18 protein-coding genes are annotated in these 20,025 nt (G+C 59.1%); 8 read left to right on the forward strand and 10 right to left on the reverse strand.

From position 1 onward, the window contains the following. Positions 1 to 16: 16 nt before the first annotated feature. From dhaL to JWS10_RS13810, 5 genes are all read right to left on the reverse strand, one after another. Positions 17 to 616 carry a dihydroxyacetone kinase subunit DhaL gene (gene dhaL / locus JWS10_RS13790; protein WP_299508318.1) on the reverse strand — a complete coding sequence of 200 codons (600 nt, stop codon included), beginning with the start codon at positions 614 to 616 and terminating at the stop codon, positions 17 to 19. A gap of 3 nt (positions 617 to 619) precedes the next feature. Further along, a complete protein-coding gene (locus tag JWS10_RS13795) occupies positions 620 to 1,615 on the reverse strand; it encodes a dihydroxyacetone kinase subunit DhaK (RefSeq protein WP_299508320.1) in 996 nt (331 codons plus the stop codon). A gap of 119 nt (positions 1,616 to 1,734) precedes the next feature. Next, positions 1,735 to 2,184 carry an RpiB/LacA/LacB family sugar-phosphate isomerase gene (locus JWS10_RS13800; RefSeq protein ID WP_299508322.1) on the reverse strand — a complete coding sequence of 150 codons (450 nt, stop codon included), beginning with the start codon at positions 2,182 to 2,184 and terminating at the stop codon, positions 1,735 to 1,737. An 11-nt stretch (positions 2,185 to 2,195) separates the two neighbouring features. Continuing rightward, positions 2,196 to 2,951, reverse strand: coding sequence for a triose-phosphate isomerase (locus JWS10_RS13805; protein WP_299508324.1), 756 nt, complete (start codon positions 2,949 to 2,951; stop codon positions 2,196 to 2,198). After that, positions 2,948 to 3,718 carry a DeoR/GlpR family DNA-binding transcription regulator gene (locus tag JWS10_RS13810; protein ID WP_299508326.1) on the reverse strand — a complete coding sequence of 257 codons (771 nt, stop codon included), beginning with the start codon at positions 3,716 to 3,718 and terminating at the stop codon, positions 2,948 to 2,950. The genes JWS10_RS13805 and JWS10_RS13810 overlap by 4 nt, the downstream gene beginning before the upstream one ends. A 152-nt stretch (positions 3,719 to 3,870) precedes the next feature. On the opposite strand from JWS10_RS13810, the gene fsa reads away from it, so the two are divergent. Then, positions 3,871 to 4,524 (forward strand): fructose-6-phosphate aldolase, encoded by a 654-nt coding sequence (fsa, locus tag JWS10_RS13815; protein WP_299473921.1) that lies wholly within the window; start codon positions 3,871 to 3,873, stop codon positions 4,522 to 4,524. Between the two features lie 119 nt (positions 4,525 to 4,643). Here fsa and JWS10_RS13820 read toward each other — a convergent pair whose 3' ends face one another. Genes JWS10_RS13820 through JWS10_RS13840 form a run of 5 tightly spaced genes read right to left on the reverse strand, consistent with a single transcriptional unit; the run spans position 4,644 to position 10,777 of the window. Beyond that, on the reverse strand, positions 4,644 to 5,591 hold the full coding sequence (locus JWS10_RS13820) for a sugar-binding transcriptional regulator (RefSeq protein WP_299473919.1): 948 nt from the start codon (positions 5,589 to 5,591) through the stop codon (positions 4,644 to 4,646). Next, complete coding sequence (locus tag JWS10_RS13825; protein WP_299508327.1) at positions 5,588 to 6,709, reverse strand: iron-containing alcohol dehydrogenase; 1,122 nt, start codon at positions 6,707 to 6,709, stop codon at positions 5,588 to 5,590. The genes JWS10_RS13820 and JWS10_RS13825 overlap by 4 nt, the downstream gene beginning before the upstream one ends. A gap of 10 nt (positions 6,710 to 6,719) precedes the next feature. Continuing rightward, positions 6,720 to 7,649, reverse strand: a complete 930-nt coding sequence (locus tag JWS10_RS13830; protein ID WP_299508329.1) for a TIM barrel protein — start codon at positions 7,647 to 7,649, stop codon at positions 6,720 to 6,722. Continuing rightward, positions 7,650 to 9,200 carry a glycerol-3-phosphate dehydrogenase gene (locus JWS10_RS13835; RefSeq protein WP_299508332.1) on the reverse strand — a complete coding sequence of 517 codons (1,551 nt, stop codon included), beginning with the start codon at positions 9,198 to 9,200 and terminating at the stop codon, positions 7,650 to 7,652. Then, on the reverse strand, positions 9,197 to 10,777 hold the full coding sequence (locus JWS10_RS13840; RefSeq protein WP_299508334.1) for an FGGY-family carbohydrate kinase: 1,581 nt from the start codon (positions 10,775 to 10,777) through the stop codon (positions 9,197 to 9,199). The genes JWS10_RS13835 and JWS10_RS13840 overlap by 4 nt, the downstream gene beginning before the upstream one ends. A gap of 686 nt (positions 10,778 to 11,463) precedes the next feature. On the opposite strand from JWS10_RS13840, the gene JWS10_RS13845 reads away from it, so the two are divergent. From JWS10_RS13845 to JWS10_RS13875, 7 genes are all read left to right on the forward strand, one after another. Further along, positions 11,464 to 12,105 (forward strand): DUF2291 family protein, encoded by a 642-nt coding sequence (locus JWS10_RS13845; protein ID WP_299508336.1) that lies wholly within the window; start codon positions 11,464 to 11,466, stop codon positions 12,103 to 12,105. Continuing rightward, positions 12,102 to 13,634: a sugar ABC transporter ATP-binding protein gene (locus tag JWS10_RS13850; RefSeq protein WP_299508338.1), complete on the forward strand. Its 1,533-nt coding sequence runs from the start codon at positions 12,102 to 12,104 to the stop codon at positions 13,632 to 13,634. Before JWS10_RS13845 ends, JWS10_RS13850 begins: the two co-directional genes overlap by 4 nt. Positions 13,635 to 13,643: 9 nt before the next feature. Then, on the forward strand, positions 13,644 to 14,693 hold the full coding sequence (locus JWS10_RS13855; protein ID WP_299508340.1) for an ABC transporter permease: 1,050 nt from the start codon (positions 13,644 to 13,646) through the stop codon (positions 14,691 to 14,693). Positions 14,694 to 14,785: 92 nt separating this feature from the next. Next, the gene (locus JWS10_RS13860) at positions 14,786 to 15,733 is read left to right on the forward strand and encodes a D-ribose ABC transporter substrate-binding protein (RefSeq protein ID WP_299473896.1); all 948 of its coding nucleotides are present in this window, start codon (positions 14,786 to 14,788) and stop codon (positions 15,731 to 15,733) included. A gap of 68 nt (positions 15,734 to 15,801) precedes the next feature. Next, positions 15,802 to 16,665: a DeoR/GlpR family DNA-binding transcription regulator gene (locus JWS10_RS13865; protein WP_299508342.1), complete on the forward strand. Its 864-nt coding sequence runs from the start codon at positions 15,802 to 15,804 to the stop codon at positions 16,663 to 16,665. An 87-nt stretch (positions 16,666 to 16,752) separates the two neighbouring features. Then, positions 16,753 to 18,261: an FGGY-family carbohydrate kinase gene (locus JWS10_RS13870; protein ID WP_299508344.1), complete on the forward strand. Its 1,509-nt coding sequence runs from the start codon at positions 16,753 to 16,755 to the stop codon at positions 18,259 to 18,261. Positions 18,262 to 18,330: 69 nt separating this feature from the next. Continuing rightward, a complete protein-coding gene (locus JWS10_RS13875) occupies positions 18,331 to 20,022 on the forward strand; it encodes a glycerol-3-phosphate dehydrogenase/oxidase (RefSeq protein ID WP_299508346.1) in 1,692 nt (563 codons plus the stop codon). Positions 20,023 to 20,025: the final 3 nt, after the last annotated feature.

Raw genomic sequence — 20,025 nt, forward strand, 5'->3', positions numbered from 1 at the left:
GATAAGTTTTAGACACTTAGCTTAGGACTTTGGCGAATTCTTCGATGATCATACAGGCGCTGACGGCTCCGGGGTCTTTGTGGCCCAAACTGCGTTCGCCCAGTCGTGCGGCGCGGCCTAAACTGGCTTGCATTTGCGCAGTGGCATCGGCTCCGCTTTGGGCGGCTCGCAGTATTTCGGGCCAGGTAGCGCCGGATTTGGCGGCTTCTGACGCAGGGTGCCATGCGTCGATCATGGTTTTTTGCCCCGGTTCAGCTTTGCCGCGATGCGCAATGCCTTCGGCCATAGCGGTGATCAGGTCGGGCGTTTCAGCGCCAGGCATTGCGGCGCGCGGGCCTGCTGTTTTTGCCGCGCGCATGAAGGCCGTAGCGTAAAGCGGGCCGGATGAGGCTCCGACCGCGTTCAGGAAAGCCTTCGCGGCTGCGTTAAATTGGTCTTGCAGGGTGGCTAGGTTGGGCACGGCTGCGGCTGCGGCTTGCATACCCTGCTCCATCGCAATGCCGTGATCGGCGTCTCCGATCAGACCATCCAGCGCGCAGAGGGCGTCGCGTTCGGCGGCCATGCGGCCGGCGAGGTTTGCGAACAGATCCGTGAGGTCTTGTGTCGTGAAATCCATCGCTTAGCCAACCCGGAACATGGCGCAATCGCAGGGATGGTCGAGCAGTTGCGCCAGTTCCTCATCAAGGTGCATGATGGTTATCGACGCGCCGGCCATCTCCATCGAGGTGCAATACGGGCCGACGAGGGCGGTGTGAACCGTCAGATCAGCGGCGGCGAGACGCTCCGCGACGCGGGCATAAAGGATGTAAAGCTCCATCAGTGGCGTCGAACCCAGCGAGTTCACCAGCACTGCGACGTTGGCGCCTTTTGGCGCAGCCATCTCGGCCAAAATCGCGTCGATGATCTCGTCTGCGACGTCATTGGCGGGCTTCAAAGGCCCGCGCCGGATGCCGGGTTCGCCGTGGATGCCCATGCCGATTTCCATCTCTCCGGCGGGCAGATCGAAGTTCAGCCGCCGGGTTTGCGGCAGCGAACAGGCAGAAAGCGCGACGCCCATCGTATAGGTGCGGGCGTTGGCGTGGGCGGCGATGCGGGCGACCTCATCCAACGGCAGCATCAAGTCGGCGGCGGCCCCGGCGACCTTGAATATAAACACATTTCCGGCCACACCGCGACGTTTAGAGCGGTCGGGCGACGAGGCGATATCGTCGGTGGTGAGCACGGTGCGGGCCTCAATGTCCTCCATCTCCAGCAGTTCGGTGGCCATGTCGAAATTCATCACATCGCCCGCGTAATTGCCGTACATGAACAGCACGCCCGCGCCGCCGTGGACAGCCATCGCGGCATCAACGATGGGCTGTGGCGGGGGTGAGGCGAAGACGTTACCGACAGCAGCGGCATCGGCCAAGCCCTTGCCAACAAAGCCTAAAAACGTCGGCTCGTGGCCCGATCCGCCACCTATCACCAGCGCCACCTTGCCCGGGCGTGGGCCATGTTTGGCGACGATTGCGCGCGGCGATGCGAGGGTCAGGTGCTTGGGATGCGCGGCCAGAACGCCCCGCAGCATCTCATCCACCGCGTGATTGCCGTCGTTAATCAGCTTTTGCGTCAGCATCGCAGCCTCCGTTTGTCGCAAGATGGCTTGGACGTTGGGTTAAGACAAGCCCGGCCGAGGAGGCAGCCGGGCTTGAACGGCCTCGCGGGGGAAATGCCCTCGCAGGGCCGTATGGGGGGTTACGAGTATTTTTTATCGAGCGCGTTAATCGCATCGACATTGGTGGCAGAGCGGCCATTTTCGTCAAAATTCTGCGCAAGGAAAGCGTCGGCGATGGCTTTTGCCAGCTCAGAGCCGATCACCCGCGCACCCATGGTGATAATTTGCGCGTTATTCGACAAAGCCGCACGCTCGGCAGAGTAGGTGTCATGCGTGAGTGCGGCGCGGATGCCCGGCACTTTGTTCGCCGCAATGCAGACGCCGATGCCGGTGCCGCAGACCAAAATGGCGCGGTCGTATTTGCCTTGCAGCACCTCATTCGCCACCCTGTCAGACAGGTTTGCGTAAAAAGCGTCCGGGCCAGCCTCGGTGCGCGAGATTTCCGCAACGTCATGCGTCGCTTTCAAGTGTTCGGCGAGGATTTTGGCAAGACCTTCGCCCGCACTGTCACCAGCGATTGCAAGTTTCATCGGTTTCTCCTTCACAAAGTTGCGGCGACACGGGCGAGGATGTCGAGGTAGCCTGCGACATTCCAAGCCGAGCGGCCAATGAACAGCCCGTCGATATTTGGGCAAGCGATAAGTTCGGCGGCGTTTTCGGGGTTGACCGAGCCGCCGTACAGACAGGGAATGCGCCGGTTCAGAATGGTTTCGGCGGTAGCGATTACCTCGGCCTGACGGGCGTCGGCATAGTCCGAAGTGGCGGGAATGCCGTTGGCGCCGATGGCCCATACGGGTTCATAAGCGAGCAGGATCGCGCTCGATTTTTGGGCCTGCGAAAGTTTGCTTAACGCACCGGTGACCTGCATCGTAAGCGTCTCAGTCGCCAAGCCAGCCTCACGCTGCGCTAGGGTTTCACCAATGCAAATCAATGGGATAAGCCCGTGGCGCACAGCGGCTTCAGTTTTCAAACCAACAGTTTCGTCGGTCTCATTGAAGAACTCGCGGCGCTCTGAATGGCCTAGTTCGACAATATCCAAGTTGCAATCACGCAGCATCAGCGGTGAGATTTCGCCAGTCCAAGCGCCGTCGTCCGCCCAATGCATGTTCTGCGCGCCGACCTTTACCGAGGTGTGGGCGAGGATATTTTTGACTTCACGCACTGCGGTAAACGGCGGGATCACAAATCGTTGGATGTTTGGATGGCCTTCAGGCGGCAGATCGTGCGCGAACGCCTGCGCCTCGGCCAGCGTTTTGTTCATTTTCCAACTGGTGCCAATCCAGACGTGTTTGCTCATGCGTGGTCTCCTGCGATGCGCAGCGCGATCCCGGCCCGGTCCAGAGCGGCGCGCGTTTCAGGTTCGGGCGGGGCGTCGGTGATAATGATATCGAAATCGGAAAGCTCGGCCAAAACGTGCAGGGCTTGGCGGCCAAAGCGTTGGTGGTTAACCAAAAGACAGGTCTTGGCGGCGCTGGCGATCATCGCGCGTTTGGTTCGCACCACGTTGTCATCCATGTGAAAGGCGCGGGTGCCTTGTACCGCAGGCGTTGAGATGAACGCCACATCAGCGCGCAAGCGGGCGAGGGTTTCTTCGGTGACGACACCAAAGAAGCCATTGAATTTGTAGGAATAAATGCCACCCAAGGCGATGAGGGTAATGCCATGCTCGGCCCGCAGCGCATCAATTATGGCGGCGTTGTTGGTGATCACCGTCAGCGGGCGTTTCTGCGGCAGCATCGCGCCCAACACCGCGGCCATTGAGCCGTCGTTAACCATTAAGGTCATGCCAGGTTCGACCATTTCAAGCGCCGCGCGGGCCATCCGAGCCTTGGCGTTGCCTTCTTGCCGGGCCCGAAAACGGAAGTCGGATTCAAACTGGGTGCCGGACTCAATCGTCGCCCCACCGCGCATTTTACGCAGCAAACCTTCGGACTCCAGATCGTCCAGATCGCGGTGAATGGTCATTTTCGAGACTGCAAAACGCTCCGCCAGATCATCAAGATCGACCGCATGCTGCTCTACCAGCAAATCCATAATCGCCTGCTTGCGATCTTCGCGCTTCACCAGATTCCCCCTAGCTTTGGCTTGTTTTAACATTACCTATTATGAATGAAAAGTGAAATTTGTGATTTTGTGATTTTTACTTGTGATAATTCGCCCGCTCCGGTAGAGTTAACCCAAAGCAAATCCCATCGATTCCCGCAGAGGAGAGCGTTATGAAATTCTTCGTAGACACCGCCGAAATCAAAGATATCACTGAGTTGAACGACTATGGGCTGTTGGATGGCGTGACGACCAATCCGAGCCTGATCTCAAAATCTGGTCGTGATTTCAAAGAGGTAATCGCAGAAATCTGCGCGCTGGTCGAAGGCCCCGTCTCGGCTGAAGTCGCCTCGATCGAATATGACGGCATGGTTGCCGAAGGCGAGCGTCTGGCACAAATCGCCGATAACGTCGTGGTTAAGCTGCCGCTGACTCTGGCTGGCCTCAAGGCGTGTCGGCATTTCAGCAAGAAAGGTATCAAAACCAATGTGACGTTGTGCTTCAGCGCCAATCAGGCCCTGCTCGCAGCGAAAGCTGGAGCTACCTATATCTCGCCGTTTCTGGGCCGGCTGGACGATATCAACGTCGACGGCATGGACCTGATCCGCGACATTCGCGAGATTTACGACAATTATGGGTTTGAGACGCAGATCCTCGCGGCATCAATCCGCACCGCAAATCATGTTAAAGAGGCGGCCCTCGCCGGTGCCGATGTGGCGACGATTCCTGCCAATGTTATCAAGAGCTTGGCCAATCACGTGCTGACCGATAAGGGGCTTGAGCAGTTCGCCAAAGACTGGGCGGCCACTGGCCAGAGCATTCTTTAAGGGCGTCTCGAGGTCAAACTCGAAACGCTTGCGAAGGCCGGGCGACCGTGGTGGGCCAGCCCGGCCTAATTTTGTCAGAGCATTTTGGATAAGCAGAGCGATGTCAGTTAATTAATCAATCAAACCGCGTTAACCAAAGCCCGCGCCGTCACTTCATCGGTGATCAGCCCCTTCAGGCGGCGACTAGATAGCACTGCGCGGATCGCCTGCACCTTGTCAGGCCCACCCGCTATCGCAACGATTTGATCGCCCACTTCGTCAAAACTGACCGCCAAAGTCCGCGCTGTAAGTTGGGTTTGCAGAATTTCGCCTTGCGCATCGAAGAAATGCCCCAACAACTCGCCCACTCCCCCAGCGGCCTGTATCGCTTTGATTTCTTTTGGTTCTATCATGCCCGACGATACCAACTGCGCATCCGGCTCAACTGTACCGATGCCAACCAGTTTTAGCGAAGCACGCGTCGCCATCGCAAACACCTCTGCCACTCCGCGTTGCTGCAGCAAAACCTCACGGTCGTCCGCGGTATTGGCGAAAAACGGCACCGGCATGACGTAGGCCCGCGCGCCGGTTTTCTCGGCAATGCGGTGCATTACGTCATGCGGATTGGCCGAGTAATTTCGCGTAAGTCCTCCCAGCAGCGAGACAAATTTTAGATCGGGCGCGTCGAGACGTGGTAAATGTTGCACCATGGCGGCGAGAGTGCGACCGTGCCCCAACCCGATTATCGGAGCCGCACCCTGCTCTATTTGTCGGCGCAGAAAGCCCGCACCCGCCATACCCAAGGTGCGGGTCGGCAGACCTACCTCGTCCAAATCCGGTGCAACTTCGCAAAACTTGAGCGCGAATTTCGCGGCGAGTTTGGCTTCCAACTCGACACATTCGACAATATCGCCGTCGATGGTGACCTTCACCGCACCCTCGGCCACGGCGCGTGCAATCAGGCGATGCGCCTTCACCGAAGCGATGCCCAGCCGTTTGGCGACGGCCGCTTGCGTCAGACCGCCGACGTAATGCAACCAAGCCGCGCGGATGGCGAGCGATTGCTCGGGATCAATCGCGCGGGTCATGCGGCGGCCATCAGAGACAGCAGATCTTGCGCGGAAAGTTGGGCTGGATTGGCCTGCATCGAAGACGATGAGGCCGCAGCTGCGGCGGCTTGATGCAGATGGGCTTGAGTGAAACCCATTTGTGAAAGCGTTGGCAAACCGTGCCGGCGCGACCACACGGTCAGCGCAGTCAGCGCATTTTCCGGTGTAGTTTCAAAGGCTTCCGCGATCCATTTGATCACCTGATCTATGCGCGCCGGGTTGGTTGCGCGGGCAGCATTCAGCGCCAAGCCATGCGGCAGCAGCGTGCCACAGATCGCACCATGCGGAGCCGCAATCAAACCGCCCAACGGGCCCGCGAGCCCGTGCACCACCCCCAGCCCGGCATTGGCCAGCGCCAAACCGCCGCAGAGACTGACCCAGGCCATATCGTCGCGCGCGGCGGCATCTTCGTTAACCATTAATCGCCGCAAAGCCTGCAAACCTTGCGGGATTGCATCGCGGCAAAGCGCGTCGGTCAGCCGATTGGAGCGGGTGGAAATGTAGGGCTCGATCGCTTGCGTGATGGCGTCGAGGCCCGAGGCGAGCGTGATATTTTTCGGTGTATTGTCGGTCAAGGCAGGGTCGATAATCGCGAGCGTGGGTAGCATACGCTTGTCACGAAGGCTGACTTTGCGGCCATGCTCGGGAGAGCCGATGACCGCATTTCGGGTGACTTCGGCACCGGTGCCTGCGGTTGTCGGGAGCGCGACGAAGGGCAGCGGTGGATGGTCAAGTGGCAGCGATTTTCCAATGACTTCAAGGTGATCCATCAACGGGCGTATAGCTGGCACCATGGCAGCCACAGCTTTTCCGGCGTCAATCACCGCACCACCACCCAGCGCCACGACAACTTGCGCCGTTTTGGCGGCGTCAGTTGCGGCTGTGATCATCGCAACATCAGGCTCGCCGCTCACGACAAAACGGGTGACATTGCAGCCTTGCTCTGCGAGCGCATGCGCCAGCCAATCAGCGCGGCCGGGCTGTCCGTGCAGCAGGAAGACCGCCGTGCCGAGGGCCCGGATGCGCGGAGCCGCTTGCGCCGCTTGCCCGCGGCCAAACATAATTTCCGTGGCGGTAAGGAAGGCGAAAGCGGTCATAAATCCCCCGTCAGATATTAAGATCGTCCACACCGCTGCTGATATGCGGCGCCCAAAACGCAATGCTTTCGGCGATTTGCGCGATCACTTCGCGGTCGTTCGGGTCGCGTTCTTTGAACGACAGTTCGAGGCAGATCTCGTTGTCTTGCGCACCGCCTTCCGCCAAAGCCTTGAGCAGCGGTTCAGGTTGAATCCGACCCTTGGCGTTGAAGGCAGCGGTAAAAGGGCGGTGGCCACCCTTATCCATAAGGCTTTGTTTGATATGGATAATCGGCGAAACCTTTGGTATTGCGCGTGCCCAGGCGTAGGGGTCAACATCATCAGGGTTTGGGCTGGTCAAATCACCATGATCAATGTCGGCCATCATCCACATCGGCACCGCCATGCGGGCGTTGGTGAGGCGGGTCTGCAGCGCAAGTGCGGAAGCGATGGTCTCGCCAAACTCGCGACCGACGCTCATCGGCTCCCAGAAAACATAGTTAAGGCCCGCAGATTTGGCATGCTCGGCCACCTCGGCCCAGCAATCGATGGCGATTTGAATCAAAGATTCCCGGCGCTTGGGGTCGTCAAAATCGGCGTAAGTGAAAATTGCAAACTGCGTTCCGACCGAGGTGCCTCCGAGATCAGCGGTGATATCGGCAAAGGTTTTGAACCAGTCAACATAGTAGCGGCGCACGTCGCGGTCGGGATGACCGAAATGGTTAAGACGGCCATACGGACCGGTCATTCCAGAGGTCACACGGACGCCGGTACGCTGCAACGCGGCGTTCATTTGACGGGTCAAACGACGTATCACCGGGGCGGGCCACGACGGGTTAATGAACTCATGCGTCAGCTGCAAATCGCGGATGCGCAAGTCGCGGGCGACGGTGTTAATCAGCTCATCCGGGTCGGCGAAACGGTTAACGAGCGGGTTGGTGTTGAGCGAAAGCGTTAACATCTAAGCCTCCTGCGCCAGCCAAGTCGTGAAGTGGGCTTGCTGTTCGGCGGTCAGTTGCAGGTTGTGCTTGGTGCGACGGGTTAGGATATCTTCCGCCGTTTGCGCCCATTCGCGGGCGATCAAGTAGCGCGCTTCGGCCTCATAAAGATCGCCGCCGAAGTGTTGGCCAAGATCGCCAAGGCTTTGCGCCGTACCCACGAGATCACCGGTGCGGGCACCATAATGACGACCATAGTGCCGGATCAGACTGCGGGGCATCCATGGGTAGGCGACGCGCAAGTCATTGGCAAAGCTTTCGTAATCGGCATTTGGCATCTCACCGCCCGGCAGTTTGGCGGTTGCGGTCCAATCGGGCCCCATCTGCGGGAACACGGCTTTCAGGCGATGCAGCCCACGCTCGGCGAGTTCGCGAAAGGTGGTGATCTTGCCACCGAATACGTTGAGCAAAGGCACCCCACCGGTTTCATCCAGATCGAACACATAGTCGCGGGTGACGGCAGAGGGGTTGCCCTTGCCATCGTCAAACAGCGGTCGCACGCCGGAGAAATGATGCAGCACATCGGCGCGGCGCAGCTTTTCCTTAAAATAACGGTTAACGGCAGCGATCAGATATTCGATCTCGGCTTCGCTGGCCTGCACCTTTTCCGGGCGGCCCTCGTAAGGCACATCGGTGGTACCGATCAGCGCCTTGTCGCCCTCATATGGGTTGATGAATATCACCCGTTTGTCGTGATTTTGCACCAGATAGGCATGATCGCCGGCCCAAAACTTCGGCACGATGATGTGGCTGCCCTTCACCAATCGCACGTTGCGCGAGGAGTTCGACCCCGCCACCCGCGTAACGATATCGGTCACCCATGGGCCAGCCGCGTTGACAATACAGCGCGCCCGGAACGCCCTCGTTTCGCCGTTCTGGTCAGTGGTCTCTACAGTCCAAGCATCATTTTCACGCCGCGCGCCCGTGCAAGTTGTCCGCGTCAGCACCAGCGCGCCTTTTTCGGCGGCGTCCAAAGCGTTCAGCACCACCAACCGGGCGTCATCTACCCAGCAATCGGAGTATTCAAAGCCGCGCTTGTACTGATCCATGATCGGCGCGCCCTGCGGATCGCGTCGAAGATCAAGCGTCCGCGTGCCGGGAAGTTTTTTCCGACCGCCCAGATGATCATACAGAAACAGCCCGAGCCGCACCAACCATGCCGGACGATCGGTGGGAGAGTGCGGCAGCACGAAACGCATCGGCCAGATGATATGGGGTGCGGCATTCAGCAACACCTCGCGCTCTATAAGTGCCTCACGCACCAGCCTAAATTCGTAATACTCCAGATAGCGCAAGCCGCCATGCACCAGTTTTCCCGAGCGTGACGAGGTGCCTTGTGCCAGATCATCTTTTTCGCACAACACCACCGATAGCCCACGCCCGGCAGCATCGCGCGCGATACCCGCACCGTTGATGCCGCCGCCAATCACGAACAGATCAACCAGAGCGGGATCAGAGATACGGTCATTGTTAGACAAACTGTCGGTAGAAAGGTGAGATTCACTCAGGCTCATGGTGTTATCCTGTCTGTGGCGTGGCGGGCTGTCGCGCGCAGGTCGGCAAGGCCGGACCATGCGGCAGTTAGCCCTTCGCGGGCGGATTTATAGGCGGTGTAGGTTTGGGCGTAGGTGGCGGTCAGCGCCGGATCGGGCGCTTCGGGCGTACCCAGCAGGGGCGTCACCCATTCTGCGATGCAGTCATCCATCGAAGGATATGCGCCGATCGCGACGGCCGCCATCATCGCGGCGGCGGCGGCACCAGCCTCCTCGCGCGTGGATACCCGCACTGGCGCGCCGGTTGCAGCCGACAGCACGCCACGCAGCCCTTTGGAGCGCGCAGCCCCGCCTGTAAGCCGCAGCTCCAATGGCATAGCGCCCATTGCCGCATAGCAATCGCGCGTTGCCATGCCCAGACCTTCGACCACGGCGCGCAACAAGTCAGCGAAACGATGGTTGAAATTCAGGCCAACAAAGCCTGCGCGGGCGTCAGCATTAACGAACGGTCCACGCTCACCCGCCTCCGAAATATAAGGATGATAGAGCAGCGCGCCGGGCTTGCTGGCCGCCAGCCAGCTTTCGATCAGCGGTACCAAATCCGCGTGTTTGGTGGGTTTGCCGAAGTCCGACATCAGGTCAGCGGCCATCCGCAGCGCCCAATCAATGTTCAGCGTCGCCGCCATATTGGTCTGCACCTGCGTCACCATCCCCGGCACTGGCAGGCAAATCACGTAGCCAGTGCCCTCGGCATTCAGATGTACGCCGTCCACCGGAGTTGCCCGCATATGCACACCCGTCGAGCCAACAGTGGAACACGCAGCCCCCGCGGCACCGGTATGCACGCCCGCGCCAAGCGCCGTCATCACCATATCAACAAAGCCGAGACTGACCGGGGTGCCCGCCAGCAAGCCGGTTTGCGCGGCGGCTTCGGGCGTCAAAGGATGCGTGATTTGGCTGCCGTCGATGATCTGCGGCAGCAGGTTTCGCCGGTGCGAAAGCCCCAAAGCATCAATCACCGCATCTTCATAAAGGCGGGTGCGGAAGTTGCCGAAAGTGAAGCTGGCCTCGGAGGGATCGGTGGCGCGCACTCCGGTCAGGTTCAGATAAAGCCAATCCTTACAATGCAGTACCACTTCGGCGGCGTTCAGAAGCTCGGGGTGAAAGCTGTCGATATGCGCCATCTGTGTGCCCTGCTGGCAGGTGTTCAGCCCGGTGCCTGTAGCCTCAAACCGGGCGCGATTGGCGGGATTTGCGGCCAAGCGTGCGACGGTCGGCGCGGCGCGGGCGTCAAGCCAAAGCCAAGCGTCACAGATTGGCTTGTTGCCCGCCCCCACCAGCCAAGTGCCATCGCCTTGCGCGGTGACCGAGATCGCCGTCGTGCGCGCAGCCAAGTTCGGCACCTTTTCCGCCAACCCGCGCAAGGCTGCCGCACAATCAGCCCAAGTCTGCACCAGCGATTGCGTGGCCGCACCATCGGCACCGCTGATGTAGACATTCGGTACGGCGTGCGACGCCAGTTGGACGCCGTGCAAATCAAACGCAACCGCCTTGACCACCGAAGTGCCTGAGTCGATGCCGATCAAAAGCTCTTTCATCACCCCTCCTTGCGTAGCTTTCATGTCACCACAAAAGCCATAGGCCCTCCGCTGGCTTCACATGTTATCGCATAGAGATAACATCCAAACTGAATTATTTTACGGACATCGCAATTTCTTTCAGATAAACTGAAGGCTGTCAATTGGCGTAAGCGGAGTTGAGCTGCAGCAAGTTGGGATTCGTGGCGAGGTTGGTGTTCCGATGATTTCACGTCGGAGTGAGGCTCGGTCAAAAGCTTGATAACCTATGTATATCAAGTGATTGCTTCACATTTGGCTCGGTTTTGTTTCGAAAGCCTCGCCGCATCGCAGCGGTTTTCGCGGCTGCAGAAAATCGGATATGCAAAGATAGCGGCTCACATTTCGCGACTTTCGGACACGGAGCATGGTGAGAGGCTTACGAAAGACTCGATTGACAGGCTTGGAAAGTTATAACAATATCCGCCGAGTTGATACCATAACTCTATCATGGTTAGACACGAGCGAACCAGCTGGGCGGGAGGAAATCGCCTAAGCTTGAGTTTCGGCAGAAGTGGGGGGAAGTCATGCTGAGTTGGCCGCCGCATTCCGGCTTCGTGCGCGTGAACGGCAGACAAGCCGCGCTGGTTGCGCGGTATTGTGGACCTGCGCTGTACAGCCCATCGTCGTCGAACCCCAAATTTCTCTCTCTCTGAGGTCACTTCACAATGAGCCAACACTCCGATCTCGCTCCATTGCCCAACCGCCCCAGCCGCACAACTTTGATCACTGCGGCGATCGTCGTCGCCGTGTTGGCCGCGATTGCGCTGGATACCACGGTGGTCCGCATCGGCTCGGATCAGGACGTGCGTGCGGCGGTGTTTTCGCCTGAGGCGTTTGGTGCGGAAACCTTTCCAAAAGTGCAGGCCAATGTGACCAGCCGCGCGGTGGATGCGGTCGAATTGGCAACGGCGATTGCGGCTGATCCTAAGGCTGCGGAGGCGAAATATTCCGTTGGGGGCGTCTATCCGGTGAAGCTTGAAGGCGTGGTGGGCGAAGGCAAATCCGGGCTTTACTTCGTTGATATTGCAGGGATTCCTGCGCCTTTGCGGTTGCGTGTGCAGACCGGCCCCGCGATCAATGGCACCGAGTTGCGCGACGCTACAGGCGAGATCAGTTTCAGCCAATTCACCAACCAGATCGAGTATCAGGATGCCGGATCGGCGTTGAATAAAGAGATGAAAAAGCTGGTACTGGACGGCATTGATAATGCGGCTTTGACCGGCAAAACCATCGCTGTGGTTGGTGCGTTCAAACTGGTTAATCCGAAAAGCTGGATGATCACCCCGGTGTCGTTGGAGGTGAAATGAGCCTTGATGCCCCCCACGGCGAGGCGGTGCTGTCAGCGCGCAATATCGCCAAGGCTTACGGCAATATCAACGCGCTGAAAGGCGTGAATTTCGACATCCATCGCGGTCAGGTGACGACGCTTTTCGGCGAAAACGGCGCGGGTAAATCGACGCTGATGAAGATCTTGTCGGGCGTGGTGAAGCCGACTTCCGGGCAGATCGTGCTGGACGGCTCGCCTGTGACATTCGCCAATTCCACCGATGCGCGCAATCGGGGGATTTCCATTATCCACCAAGAGCTTAGCCTTGCAACCAATATGAACGTCCGCGACAATATCTTCATGGGCCGTGAGATTATGGGCCGCTCTGGCGTCGATTATGCCGAGGAAGAACGCCAAACCCGGGCTTTGATGGCCGAGCTTGAGGAAGATATTGACCCGCTGACGCCGGTTGAAGAACTCCGCCTTGGCCAGCAGCAAATCGTTGAAATCGCTCGGGCTTTGTCGGTTAACTCCCGCATTTTGATCATGGATGAGCCGACCTCCGCGCTGTCAGCCACCGAGGTTGAGGTTTTGTTCAAGGTTATCCGCGATTTGACGGCGCGGGGGGTGTCGATTGTCTATATCTCGCACCATCTTGAGGAAGCTTTGCAGATCACCCATCACGCGGTGGTTTTGCGCGATGGCGCGATGACGGCCTCGGCTGAACGCGCGCAGATTGATCTCGAATGGATCGTGCGCAACATGGTGGGTGAGAACTTTGACCTCGGCTCGCCGCCGAACGGTTATGCGATGGGCGACACAGCTTTGAGCATTGAAAACCTGTCGGTGCCGGATGCGGCGGGTGTGGGTTTCTCGGTGGTTGATCGGCTTTCCCTATCAGTGAAGGCTGGGGAAATTGTTTGTATATATGGGCTTATGGGCGCGGGTCGCACCGAGTTGCTAGAATGTGTCGCGGGCCGGCTGACGCCTTCGGGTGGCCGGGTGATGTTGCAGGGGCGCGATATATCGGGCCTGACCATCGCGCAACGCATCGCTAAGGGATTGGTTTTGGTGCCGGAAGATCGTCAACGCGACGGTCTTGTGCAGACCATGTCGGTCGGCCAAAACCTGTCGCTGGCGAGCATTGGCGCGTTTACCAAGGGGCTGTTTACCTCGCGCCGCGCCGAGCAAGCCGTGATCAGCGATGCCATTCGCAAGGTGACGGTGAAGACGGATGCCAGCGGCGCAGCGCCGATTGGGTCGCTGTCGGGCGGCAATCAGCAAAAAGTGGTTATCGGCAAGATGCTCGCGACAAATCCGAAGGTTATCGTGCTCGATGAACCCTCGCGCGGTATCGACATTGGCGCCAAAGCGGAGGTGTTTCGGCTGCTGGCTGAGGGTGCGAAACAGGGCCTTGCGGTGATCTATTCGACCTCTGAAGTCGGCGAATGTCTGTCGATTGCGCACCGCATTATCGTCATGCACCGGGGCCGGATTTCGGCCGAGTTTGACCATACAGTTAGTAAAGAAAAGATCATGGCCGCCTCTGGCGAAGCCGTGGTTCACTAGGAGCATCCGATGTCGTCTACCCCAAAACCTCTGGCGAAACAAGGGTTTGACCCGATTGCTCTGCTGCTTGAAGGCCGCGCCTTCTTTGCGCTGATCGCGATTATCGTGGTATTCTCGCTGCTGTCTCCACACTACTTTTCGCTGGCGAATTTCCTGATTATGGCGAGCCATGTGGCGATTTATGGCATCCTTGCCATCGGTATGCTGCTGGTGATCCTGAACGGTGGTATTGATCTTTCGGTGGGTTCTACGCTTGGGCTTGCGGGCTGCGTCGCGGGATTTTTAATGCAAGGCGTGCAGGTCGATAGCTTTGGCGTTATCCTGTATCCGCCGGTTTGGGCGGTCGCTGTGCTGACTTGCGTTTTGGGGGCGTTTGTCGGTTTGGTTAACGGCGTGCTGGTGGCGTGGTTCAAGGTGCCCGCCTTTGTGGCCTCGCTCGGCGTGCTATACGTGGCGCGCGGCGTGGCGCTTTTGATGACCAACGGGCTGACTTTCAACAATCTTGGCGGCAAACCCGAGCTTGGCAATCAGGGTTTCAACTGGCTGGGCTTCAACCGCCTCGGCTTTACCCGCGAATGGAGCGTTCCCATCGGTGTCGTCGTGTTGGCGACGCTGGCGATCCTCGCCGGGTTAATGCTGTCGCGCACGGCTTTTGGCCGTTGGCTTTATGCCTCAGGCGGCAACGAGCGCGCGGCAGAGCTCTCCGGCGTTCCGGTCAAGCGGGTGCAGATCACGGTTTATGTGCTGTCCGGCATCTGCGCGGCGATCGCGGGCCTCGTGCTGTCATCGCAGTTAACCAGTGCTGGCCCGACCGCGGGCACCACTTACGAATTAACCGCGATTGCCGCCGTGGTGATCGGCGGTGCGGCACTTACCGGCGGGCGCGGCACCATTCGCGGCACCATGCTCGGCGCATTCGTGATCGGTTTTCTGTCGGACGGCCTCGTCATTATCGGCGTGTCGTCTTACTGGCAAACCGTGTTTACGGGTGCGGTGATCGTGCTCGCCGTGCTGTTGAACTCCATCCAATATAAACCGAAGGCCAAGGCAAAGGTCTGAGATTTAAAGAGCTTCGCCGAGGCGGTGCGCCGCTTCGGAAAGACCGCCACCACAATGGCAAGACTGCTTTTTACAACCAAGGGAGAGAGACTATGTTCACAATGACCAAGCGCGCGCTGCTCGCTGCAGTGGCGATTAACGCCCTGCTCGCAGGCGCTTCTTTCGCAGATGGCCTTATCACCATTATCGTTAACGACCCGGCGAACCCTTACTGGAAAACCGAGGGTGACGTGGCGGCTGCTACCGCTGAAAGCCTCGGCTACACCGCCGCCGTGTCGGCGCATAAGGGCGACACCAATGCGGAATCGACGATGATCGACACCGCGATCACCAACAAATCCGTCGCGATTATCCTTGATCCGGCGAATGCTGACGGCTCGGTTGGCGCTGTGCAAAAGGCTGTTGACGCTGGTATTCCGGTGTTTTTGGTTAACGCTGAGATCAACAAAGAAGGTCTGGCTAAAGCGCAGCTCGTGTCCAACAACGCGCAAGGTGCGGCTATGGGCGCGCAACAATGGGTGGCCTCTGTGGGCGAGACCGGCAAATACGCCGAACTCTTCGGCAACCCGGCTGATAACAATGCGGCAACGCGCTCGAACGGCTATGAGACCGTGCTGACCCAATATCCTGATCTGGTGAAAGCCGCCCAAGAAGTTGCCGATTGGGATCGCACCAAGGGCCACGACAAAATGCAGTCGATCCTGCAAGCCAACCCCGACATTATCGGCGTGATCGCTGGCAATGACGAGATGGCTTTGGGCGCGATTGCGGCTTTGAAAGAAGCGGGCAAGCTCGAGGGCGTGAAAGTCGGCGGTTTTGACGGCTCGCCAGACGCTGTAGCCGCGATTACTGCCGGCGAAATGCAATACACCGTGTTGCAGCCAGTTGCTGTGTTCTCGGCCGAGGCTGTGAAGCAAGCCGACAGCTTTATCAAGACCGGCGCTACTGGTGCCGCGACTGAAAAGCAGCTGTTCGATTGCCTGCTGATCACCAAAGACAACGTCGCCAACTACACCGGCCCGTTCACTCTGTCGCAATAATCTGAACTTGGGGGGGCGCTGGCAACGGCGCTCCCCAGCTTTTCGGCGCATGATAAAGGGGGGCGAGAATGACCGATATGCGACCGCCCACTGGCCCTACGCCTGCGCAGCTGCCGTCTGATAGTCGCCACGCCCGCCAAATCGCCCGCCGCCAGTTGATTACCGAGGCCGTGATGGCCGAAGGTTCGATGCGGATTGAAGATCTGACCGACCGCTTCGGCATCTCACTGATGACCGCCCACCGCGACCTTGATGAACTGGTCGCGCGTGGATTATTGCGTAAAGCCCGCGGAATTGTGTCAGCCGCGCCCACCAGCCTGATTGAAGCCTCTGACCTCTATCGTTTCTCGCGCCAATCTACTGAGAAGAAAGCCATCGCCGCCGCTGCAATGCAGTTTGTCGAACCCGGTCAGGCGATATTCTTCGACGATTCCACCACCGTCTTGCAGATGGCACCGCACCTACCCGCCAAGGTGCCGCTGACCGCGATCACCAATTCGCTGATCCTGATGAATGAGCTGAACGGCATCCGCGACCTTACCCTGCTGGGTCTGGGCGGGCAGTTTCACAACTGGTGCAACGCCTTCATGGGGAGGATGACCACAAGCGAAATCAAACGCTTGCGGGCAGACACGCTGTTTTTGTCGATGTCGGCAATCACCGATGATATCGTGTTCCACCAATCGCCCGACATGGTGGAAACCAAACGCGCGATGTTTGATAGCGCCTCAAAACGCATCCTGCTGGCCGATCACACCAAGTTTGAGCGTCGTGCTTTGCACGCCTTTGCCGACCTGACCGAATTTGACGTGGTGATCGTTGACCAAGCCACCAACCCGGCCCATATCACTCGGATGCGCGCCAAAGGTATCAACGTGATTATCGCGACTGAGGCCGTTTCGCGTGTCGCGGACGTCGCCGAAGAGGAATAATCGCAACGCCCGTTGTTGTTGCAACCCCATCATGCCATGTCGAGTTATAGACTCGCGAAAGCCCGCCCAGACGCGTTAGGAAAGCAAATGACCAGCATCTTGGGCATCGACAACGGCCTAACCGTGACCAAAGCGGTGATATTCGACGTCTCGGGCCAGCAAATCGCAGTTGCGCGCCGCCGTGTGCCGCAACTGCTGCCCGAACCGCACCATGTCGAGCGCGATATGGAGGGACTGTGGCGCGCCACCGCCGAGGCTATTGCCGAAGCCATCCAGCTTTCTGGCCGTCCCGCGTCGGATATTGTCGCAGTCGCGGCCACCGCGCATGGCGACGGTTTGTATCTGCTCGACCACGAAAATCGCCCGCTTGGCAACGGCATCCTGTCGCTTGATGGCCGGGCGGGAGCGATCTGCGCCGCATGCGCCGACCGCGCCGATGCTGCGTTGAAACTGACGGGCCAGATCCCGCCCGCCTGCTCTCCTGCGGCTTTGCTCGCTTGGGTGCGTGACAATGAGCCTGATCGTTTCGCCCAGATCGGCACAATTCTCGCCTGCAAAGACTGGCTGCGGTTCTGTCTGACGGGCAGTCTTGGCACCGACCGCACCGAAGCCTCAACCGCCTTCACCGATGTACAAACCCAAGACTACACCCTTGATGCGCTTCAACTTTTCGACCTGGAGAACATCGCGCACGCCCTGCCCGACATCGCGGGTTCCGCCGAAATCATCGGCCATATCACCGCCGGGGCTGCTGGGCTCACAGGTCTTGTCGAGGGCACTCCGGTTGCCGCTGGTCTGCATGATGTGACCGCCTCGGCCTTGGGTATTGGCGGCCATAAGACGGGCGTGGTCGCCATCGTCGCAGGCACCTATTCGATCAATGAGGTGGTGTCCGACGCCCCAAACACCGATCCGCATTGGCTTTGCCGCAATGCGATCCTGCCGGGCCAGTGGAACAACATGGCGCTCTCACCCGCCTCTGCCGCCAATTACGACTGGTTTATTGAGACGCTTTGTCAGGCGGAACTAGCCGCCGCAACCGCCTCGGGTCAGTCGATCCACGCGGCCCTCGCGATAGAAATCAACGCCGCGCTGCTAAAGCCTACCTCGTTGATCTTCCACCCCTATCTCTTTGGCTCGCCTTACGGCCCGCAAGCCAGCGCCAGCTTTATCGGTCTGCGCGGCTGGCATAATCGCGGCGATATGCTGCGCGCTGTGCTGGAAGGCATCGTGTTCAATCATCGCACTCATGTCGATGCTTTGCGCGCAGGTTTCCCAGTGCAAGAGGCTCGTTTGACCGGCGGCGTCGCCCGCAATCCCGCCTTCGCGCAGATGTTCGCCGATATTCTGGGGATGACCGTTACCACCAGCCAGACCGAGGAAGCCGCCGCTTGGGGTGCGGCGTTATGCGCCGGAGCAGCGGTTGGGCTATACGCATCGCCCCTCGCCGACCCTCGCGATATGGCGCTTTTGGGTCAGACATATACCCCAGACCCTGCCCGCTCCGCAGCCTATGAAAAACGCTTTCAACTTTACAATAAAATCACCCAAGCCCTCGCCCCGCTCTGGCCCGAAATCGAAGCTTTGGTGCCATGATGACACGCAAAGCGAGAAACCCGCTGAAAGCCGCAGGTGTGCGAGCGCAACTGATCGAACGGATACCCTATGCATAAAGATGCCCGCCTGCAAAGTTTGACCGAAAACGGCGTCGATGTGCTGATCATTGGTGCTGGCATCAACGGCGCTGGCCTGTTCCGCGACCTTGCCGAACAGGGGCTGCGGGTGCTGATTGTCGAGAAGGGTGATTTCGGCGGCGGCACCTCGGCGGCCCCGTCGCGGATGATACACGGCGGCTTGAAATACCTTGAAACCGGCGAGTTTCGACTGGTGGCGCAATCGACGTTAGAGCGCAATCTGCTGCTGCGCAACGCACCCCACGCCGTGACACCTTTGCCAACGGTGATCCCGATTTTCTCTTGGACCAAAGGGATTTGGGCGGCATTGCGCACCCTGTTCGGCTCTACCACCGCCGCGCGCAGTCGTGGCGCGTTGCTGTTGAAAATCGGTTTCACGATCTACGATTATTACGGCAGCCGCGCAAATGTCATGCCGCGCCACAGGATGAAATCCCGCGCCAAGACCCTTACCGAGTTTCCGCAAATGACGCCGCGCATTGTCGCGTCGGGCCTCTATTACGACGCAAAAATCTCGGGGCCAGAACGTCTGGTTTGGGAATTGCTCGCTGATGGGATGGCCGTAAACGCCAATGCTTTGGCGCTGAACTACACCCATCCTGCCGCCCATAACGGCGGTGAAATCAGCTTCACCTGCGAGGATGGCAGCAGTTTCACCACCGAACCCAAGCTCGTCATCAACGCCGCTGGCCCGTGGATCGACCACGTAAATGCCATTTTGGGCGCGCGAACCAAGCTGATCGGCGGCACCAAAGGCTCGCATATCCTGCTCGACCACCCCGAACTTTTAGCGATGCTGAACGGCCAGATGATCTACTTTGAGGCCGACGATGGCCGCATCTTGCTGGTCTATGACTACCTCGGCAAAGCCTTGGTCGGCTCCACCGATATCAAAGCCACCGACCCCGAAAACGTCCGCTGTGAGGATGACGAGATCGCTTATTTCCTGACCAGTCTGCGCGCTCTGCTGCCCGGTTTGAGCTTCGATGCCAGTCATATCATCTACGCCTATTCCGGCATCCGCCCGCTGCCCGCCTCGGATGCAGCCACCCCCGGTCTGATCAGCCGCGACCATTCCGCGCCAGTTTTGGAGCCCACAGGCCAGCGCCCTTACGCGATTATTTCGATGGTCGGCGGAAAGTGGACGACGTTCCGAGGGTTTGCCGAAGAAGTCGCCGACACCTGCTTGAGCCGTCTGAACTCCACCCGCCAGATCAGCACGCGCAATCTTGGGATTGGTGGCGGCAAGCGCTATCCCACTGATGATACAGCAAAATCGAGTCAGATCGCCAGCGCCGCCGTAGCCGGTGGCTTAACCCTCACCCGCGCGGCAGAACTTTTCGCCCGCTACGGCACCAGCTTGAACAGTTTCTCCGCCCACAGATCAGCCCACAGTGACACTGATCGCCTGCCCAATGCCAAAGCCTACAGCCTCGCTGAAATTGACTGGCTCGCCCGCAATGAATCGGTCGAACACCTTGCCGATCTGGTGCTGCGCCGCACAACGCTGGCAATCACCGGTGCTGTCAACGCCGCCGATCTGGAGCGGATAGCCGATGTGGTGGCCGAGGCGAAAGGTTGGATACCCGAGCGGCGCGCGGCGGAGTTAATCAGCCTCACCCATCATTTGCGAGAGACAAATCGGCAAGACCTGACCCGATGAACC

This window comes from Cypionkella sp., from assembly GCF_028290025.1.
Taxonomy (GTDB): Bacteria; Pseudomonadota; Alphaproteobacteria; order Rhodobacterales; family Rhodobacteraceae; genus Cypionkella.